General features: G+C 65.9%; 4 protein-coding genes. All 4 read left to right on the top strand.

Annotated elements, in window-relative coordinates:
* Complete coding sequence (locus NX784_RS18165; protein ID WP_258818099.1) at positions 1–1,671, top strand: sensor histidine kinase; 1,671 nt, start codon at positions 1–3, stop codon at positions 1,669–1,671.
* A 22-nt stretch (positions 1,672–1,693) separates the two neighbouring features.
* The gene (locus NX784_RS18170; RefSeq protein WP_258818100.1) at positions 1,694–3,175 is read left to right on the top strand and encodes a sigma-54-dependent transcriptional regulator; all 1,482 of its coding nucleotides are present in this window, start codon (positions 1,694–1,696) and stop codon (positions 3,173–3,175) included.
* A gap of 450 nt (positions 3,176–3,625) precedes the next feature.
* Positions 3,626–6,538, top strand: coding sequence for a ribonucleoside-diphosphate reductase subunit alpha (locus tag NX784_RS18175; protein ID WP_258818101.1), 2,913 nt, complete (start codon positions 3,626–3,628; stop codon positions 6,536–6,538).
* A gap of 94 nt (positions 6,539–6,632) precedes the next feature.
* A partial coding sequence (locus NX784_RS18180; RefSeq protein ID WP_258818102.1) for a ribonucleotide-diphosphate reductase subunit beta occupies positions 6,633–6,935 on the top strand: 303 nt, incomplete at its 3' end.

Genomic DNA, 6,935 nt, shown 5'->3' on the forward strand with positions numbered 1-6,935 from the left:
ATGGCGCTCTGGCCGTCTCTTTCCGCCGAGTCGCGCTCGACGTTCTGGCGTTCGCTGCAGACGCTCACGGTCACGCGCATCGTGATCGCGCTCGTGCTGCTGCTGTACCTGTCGCTGGACGTGCGCCGTGGCCGCGTGGACGGCACCGTGTATGCCGAGACGTGCATCGCCTACCTGCTGGCCGCGTTGCTGTTCGCGCTCGTCACGCAGCGCTGGCGCAGGCGCTTCACGTGGCAGTTGTTCGGGCAGGTGCTCGTCGACATCGTCGCGATCTCGCTGCTGTACCTCGCGGCCGGCGGCATGCGCAGCGGCCTCGCGCTGCTGTACCTGTTCCCGCTGGCCGGTGCCGCGATTCTTGCACCCCTCGTGCCCGCGCTGTTCTCGGCCGCGCTGGCCACGTTGTTCATGCTGGGCGAAAGCACGTGGCAGACGCTCATGCGCGGGGATGACGTGCCTCTGACCCAGGCCGGCCTGACGGGCGCCGCGTTCTTCGCGATGGTGCTGGTGGTGAACCGCCTGGCGGCCCGGCTGATCAACCAGGAAGAACTGGCCGCGCGCCGCGGCGCCGACCTGCGCATCCAGCAGGCGATCTACCGCATCGTCGTGGACGACGTGGCCGACGGCATCCTCGTGCTGGGCCGCGACGGCACGGTCTTCGGCGGCAACCCTGCGGCGCGGCGCATGCTCGGGCTCGACGTGCAGCCGGGAGAGGACGGCAACGTGTTCCTGCTGACCGACGTGCCGGCCTTGGAGCCGGTGGCGCAGAGCTTCGCGGCCTGGGTCGCCCATGGCGCCGACGCGCCGGACGGCTACGTCACGGTCAAGCGCTGGCACGAGACGGAAGGGGCCGTGCGCGGCCGCCTCGACCAGCCGGTGCACCTCAAGTTGCGTTTCGCGCGCGTGGACACGCCCGAGGGTGCGGCCGAGCGCAGCCTCGTGTTCCTGCAGGACGTGAGCGCCATCGAGAACCAGGCGCAGCAACTCAAGCTCGCGTCGATGGGACGCCTGACGGCCAGCATCGCGCACGAGGTGCGGAACCCGCTGTCGGCGATCGGCCACGCGACGTCGCTGCTGGCCGAAGACCTGCACGGCCCGGCCGAAACGCGCCTGCTGCGCATCGTGAACGACAACGTGGCGCGCGTGAACCGCATGGTCGAGGACATCCTGAAACTGTCGCGCAAGGTGCAGCCGAACGGCGCGCCCGTCGCGCTCGACGACTTCCTGCCGGAGCTGCGGGCGGAATTCACGGAAATGCACGACATGGCGAGTGATATAGTGTGGGTGGGCGACGCGCACGGGCGCAGCGTGCGTTTCGACGGCATGCACTTGCGCGAAGTGCTCGTGAACCTGCTCGGCAATGCGATCCGCTACGCCAGCGGCAAGCCGGCCAGCATCCGCGTGTGCCCCGTCGTCGACCCCACGGGCCGCATGGAATTGCACGTGCAGGACGACGGCCCCGGGATCACGCCCGAAGTGCGCGCCCACCTGTTCGAGCCGTTCTACACGACGTCGAGCAAGGGCACGGGCCTGGGCCTGTACCTGGCGCGCGAGCTGTGCCTGAACAACGGCGCGATGCTCGACTACGAATACCGCACGCAGGACACCGGCCCGGCCGGCGCCACGGGCGAGGCCAGCGGCCGCTTCGTGATCACCTTCGCTGCATCCATCTAACGTCACGGAAACATAGATAGCCATGAGCTCACCCCGCATCCTGGTGGTCGACGACGAACCCGACCTGCGCGAGCTGCTCGAGATCACGCTGCTCAAGATGGGGCTGGACGTCGACGGCGCGGCGACCGTCCGCGAAGCGCGCGCGCTGCTGGGCCAGAAGGCGTACGCGCTGGTATTGACGGACATGCGCCTGCCCGACGGCCTGGGCCTCGAACTCGTGCGCGAGGTCGCGACCAATCATAAAAGCACCCCGATCGCCGTGATCACGGCGTACGGCAGCGCCGAAAATGCCGTCGTCGCGCTGAAGGCCGGCGCGTTCGACTACGTGTCGAAGCCCGTCGTGCTGGACGATTTGCGCGCAATGGTGCGTTCGGCGCTGAAGTTGTCCGACCCGGGCGCACAACCGGCGGCTGCGCCGGGCGGCACGTCGCGCATGATCGGGGCGTCGCCCGCGATGCAGGCGCTGCGCGCGCAGATCGCCCGACTGGCGCGCTCGCAGGCACCGATCGCCATCAACGGCGAATCGGGCAGCGGCAAGGAGTTGGCCGCGCGCGAGATCCACGCCCAGAGCGCGCGCGCCGGCAAGCCGTTCGTCGCCGTGAACTGCGGCGCGATTCCCGAGGCGCTGATGGAGGCCGAGTTCTTCGGCTACCGCAAGGGCGCGTTCACGGGCGCGAACGACGAGCGCGACGGCTTCTTCCAGGCGGCGAACGGCGGCACCCTGATGCTCGACGAAGTGGCCGACCTGCCGCTCGCAATGCAGGTGAAGCTGCTGCGCGCGATCCAGGAGCGGCGCGTGCGCAAGATCGGCGCGACGGCCGAGGAGCCGGTGGACGTGCGCATCATCAGTGCCACGCACAAGGACCTTGCGAAGTGCGTGGAGAACGGCAGCTTCCGCCAGGACTTGTTCTACCGCCTCAACGTCATCGAACTCACGTTGCCGCCGCTGCGCGAGCGCCTGGACGACCTGCCGCTACTGGTGGACGCCATCCTCGCGCGGCTGGCCGGGCCGGGCGGCGCGCGCCTCGGTCCCGGGGTGCTGGACGCGCTGCGCAGCTATGCGTTTCCCGGCAACGTCCGCGAACTGGAGAACGTGCTGGAACGCGCGCTCGCATTCGCGGACGATGGCGTCATCGAAGTGGGCGACCTGCTGCTGAAAGGGGCGAAGAGCGGCGATGCGGCCGTCGTGCCGCAGGGGGCGGCCGCGCCGGTCGCGCAGGTCGTGACCACTGCGCCGGTGCTACCTGCTCCCTTCGCGGCGCCGGATGAGGAGCGCGGCGCGGCGCCGGACGCGGCCACGCCGCCGCCGGCGCAACCGCTGAGTGCCGACGCGTTGCCGAGCAACCTGCCCGACTACCTGAGCCAGGTCGAGCGCGACATCATCCTGCGCGCGCTGAACCAGACCCAGTTCAACCGCACGCAGGCCGCGAGCCTGCTCGGCATCAGCGTCCGGCAGCTGCGTTACCAGATGCAAAAACTGGATATCCACGCGCCCGAACCGTGAGCCGGCGTGGCCTTTTCGCCAACGCAGCAAACCCAAATGGGCGCGTTTTCGGCCGTTTTTGCACGAATAGTAAGCAGCGCGAAACGCGCCAAGAAATCAATGTTAGTGCTTACTTCGGCGTGGAGGCTTCAGGTATCGGACCTGACCGATGTCAAGGAAAAAATCTTGGTAGCAGAGCTCTTAAAATTCCTGTACATCGACTACAATTAGGTCTGTAAGGCCGTTGTCTACTACATCTAGTGGTCAACGGCCTTAATGCCGAACAGAAGAGGTAGGGGCGCAACCGCGTTTTTCTCAATATTGCAGCTCCTATTTTTTATCGGCAGAAAGTTATCGAGTTGCCAATTTTGATGAGTTGGCAGCTTTCCCCTCGTTGTCGACGCGGGGATTCTCATCTACCTAATTCGAGAAGGCGCTGGCATTCGTAACGACGCCATGCTGGGAGGCTCAATGCAAACATCTTCGGACATTTCCATCAACCCGCACGCCGCGGCAGGAACGAGTGCGGCCGAACTGGTCGCGAACGGCGACTACCGCATCATCCGTCGCAACGGCGCCGTGGTGCCGTTCGCGCCGACCAAGGTCGCCGTCGCGATGACCAAGGCTTTCCTCGCCGTGAACGGTGAGAGCGGCCGCGACTCGGCACGCATCCGCGAACTGGTCGAGCAGCTGACGAACAACGTGGTCGCGGCGCTGGTGCGCCGCCAGCCGAACGGCGGTACGTTCCACATCGAGGATGTGCAGGACCAGGTGGAATTGTCCCTGATGCGTTCGGGCGAGCATGACGTCGCGCGCGAATACGTGCTGTACCGCGCCAAGCGCATGGAAGAGCGTCGCGCCGCCAAGGAAGCCAATGGCGGCACGCAGATCGCCACCCCGCAGTTCACCGTCGTCGACGGCGGCGTGCGCCGTCCGCTGGACATGAACGAAGTGTCCTCGCTGATCAATGCGGCCTGCGCCGGCCTGGAAAAGCACGTCGACGCCGACGCCATCCTGGCCGAGACCGTGAAGAACCTGTACGACGGCGTGCCGGTCGAGGAACTGCACAAGTCGGCCGTGCTGGCCGCGCGCGCGCTGATGGAAAAGGACCCGGCCTACAGCCAGGTCACGGCACGCATCCTGCTGCACTCGATCCGCAAGGAGATCTTCGGCAAGGAGGTGCCGCAAGCCGGTGCCGCCGCCGAATACGTCACCTACTTCCCGCAATACATCGCCAAGGGCATCGACGCCGAGCTGCTGGACGAGGAACTGGGCAAGTTCGACCTGCAGAAACTGGCCAAGGCGATCGTCGCCGACCGCGACCTGCAATTCGGCTACATCGGCCTGCAGACCCTGTACGACCGCTACTTCCTGCACATCCGCGAGACCCGCATCGAGATGCCGCAGGCGTTCTACATGCGCGTCGCGATGGGCCTGGCGCTGCGTGAAGAGAACCGCGAAGCGCGCGCGATCGAGTTCTACAACCTGCTGTCGACGTTCGACTTCATGAGCTCGACCCCGACGCTGTTCAACTCGGGCACGCGCCGCTCGCAGCTGTCGTCGTGCTATCTGACCACGGTCGCCGACGACCTGGAAGGCATCTACGACGCCATCAAGGAAAACGCGCTGCTGTCGAAATTCGCCGGTGGCCTGGGCAACGACTGGACGCCGGTGCGCGCGCTGGGCTCGCGCATCAAGGGCACGAACGGCAAGTCGCAGGGCGTCGTGCCGTTCCTGAAGGTCGCCAACGACACCGCGGTCGCCGTCAACCAGGGCGGCAAGCGCAAGGGCGCCGTCTGCGCCTACCTGGAAACGTGGCACCTGGACATCGAGGAATTCCTCGACCTGCGCAAGAACACGGGCGACGACCGCCGCCGCACGCACGACATGAACACGGCGAACTGGATTCCCGACCTGTTCATGAAGCGCGTGATGGAAAAGGGCGAGTGGACCCTGTTCTCGCCGTCGGAAGCGCCGGACCTGCACGACAAGGTCGGCAAGGCGTTCGAAGAGGCTTACCTGAAGTATGAAGAGAAGGCCGCCCGCGGCGAGATGACCGTGCACAAGAAGGTGCAGTCGCTCGACCTGTGGCGCAAGATGCTGTCGATGCTGTTCGAGACGGGCCACCCGTGGATCACGTTCAAGGATCCGTGCAACATCCGCTCGCCGCAGCAGCACGTCGGCGTCGTGCACTCGTCGAACCTGTGCACCGAGATCACGCTGAACACGAACGAAGACGAAATCGCCGTCTGCAACCTCGGTTCCGTGAACCTGCCGGCACACATGAAGGGCGACGGTCTGGACGTGGTCAAGCTGCAGAAGACCATCCGCACGGCAATGCGCATGCTCGACAACGTCATCGACATCAACTACTACGCCGTCGACAAGGCCAAGAACTCGAACATGCGCCATCGTCCGGTCGGCCTGGGCATCATGGGCTTCCAGGACTGCCTGCACATGATGCGCGTGCCGTTCGCGTCGGATAAGGCCGTGGAATTCGCCGACCGCTCGATGGAAGCCGTCTGCTACTACGCCTACCTGGCGTCGACCGAGCTGGCCGAGGAACGCGGCCGTTACAAGTCGTACGAAGGTTCGCTGTGGGACCGCGGCATCCTCCCGCAGGACTCGATCAAGCTGCTGGCCGAGGAACGCGGCGGCTACCTCGAGCAGGACACGTCGGAATCGATGGACTGGTCCTTGGTTCGCAACCGTATCAGGCAGTTCGGCATGCGCAACTCGAACTGCGTGGCGATCGCCCCGACCGCGACCATCTCGAACATCATCGGCGTGTCGGCCTGTATCGAGCCGACGTTCCAGAACCTGTACGTGAAGTCGAACCTGTCGGGCGAATTCACCGAGATCAATGCCTGCCTGGTGCGCGACCTGAAGGCGCGCGGCCTGTGGGACGAGGTCATGATCAACGACCTGAAATACTTCGACGGCTCGCTGTCGCGCATCGACCGCGTCCCGCAAGACCTGCGCGACATCTACGCCACGGCGTTCGAAGTCGAGCCGAAGTGGCTGGTGGAAGCCGCATCGCGCCGCCAGAAGTGGATCGACCAGGCCCAGTCGCTGAACATCTATATGGCGGGCGCCTCGGGCAAGAAGCTGGACGAGACCTATAAACTGGCCTGGCTGCGCGGCCTGAAGACCACGTACTACCTGCGCACGATCGCCGCGACGCACATGGAGAAGTCGACCACCCGTACCGGCGCCCTGAACGCCGTGGCGGTCGACGGCGGCCTGACAGCCGCGCCGGCGTCCTCGCCGGTCGCTGCCGCCCCGGCGCCTGCTCCTGCGGCGACGCCGGACGTGGTGGACGGCGCCGCGTGCTACCTGCGCCCGGGCGACGCGGGCTTCGACGAGTGCGAAGCTTGCCAATAAGCAGAACCAAGCAGAACGACACCCTGACGTAACAACCCGCATCGCTCGGCACCGCCGGGCGATGCCGCTCAAAGAATTCAAGAAGGAAAACATCATGGCTCTCTCCTGGGACGATGAACCGGCCGCCGCGCCGGCCCCCGCCGCCACTGCGAACTCCGAAGCCAGCGCCGCCGACGTCGCCAAGCGCGTGAACGCGGACGACAAGCGCATCATCAACGCCAAGACCGACGTCAACCAGCTCGTACCGTTCAAGTACAAGTGGGCGTGGGACAAATACCTGGCCGGCTGCGCGAACCACTGGATGCCGCAGGAAGTGAACATGCAGCGCGACATCGAGCTGTGGAAGAACCCGAACGGCCTGACGGAAGACGAGCGCCGCATCGTCAAGCGCAACCTC

Source organism: Massilia pinisoli (assembly GCF_024753285.1).
Classification (GTDB): Bacteria; Pseudomonadota; Gammaproteobacteria; order Burkholderiales; family Burkholderiaceae_D; genus Telluria; species Telluria pinisoli.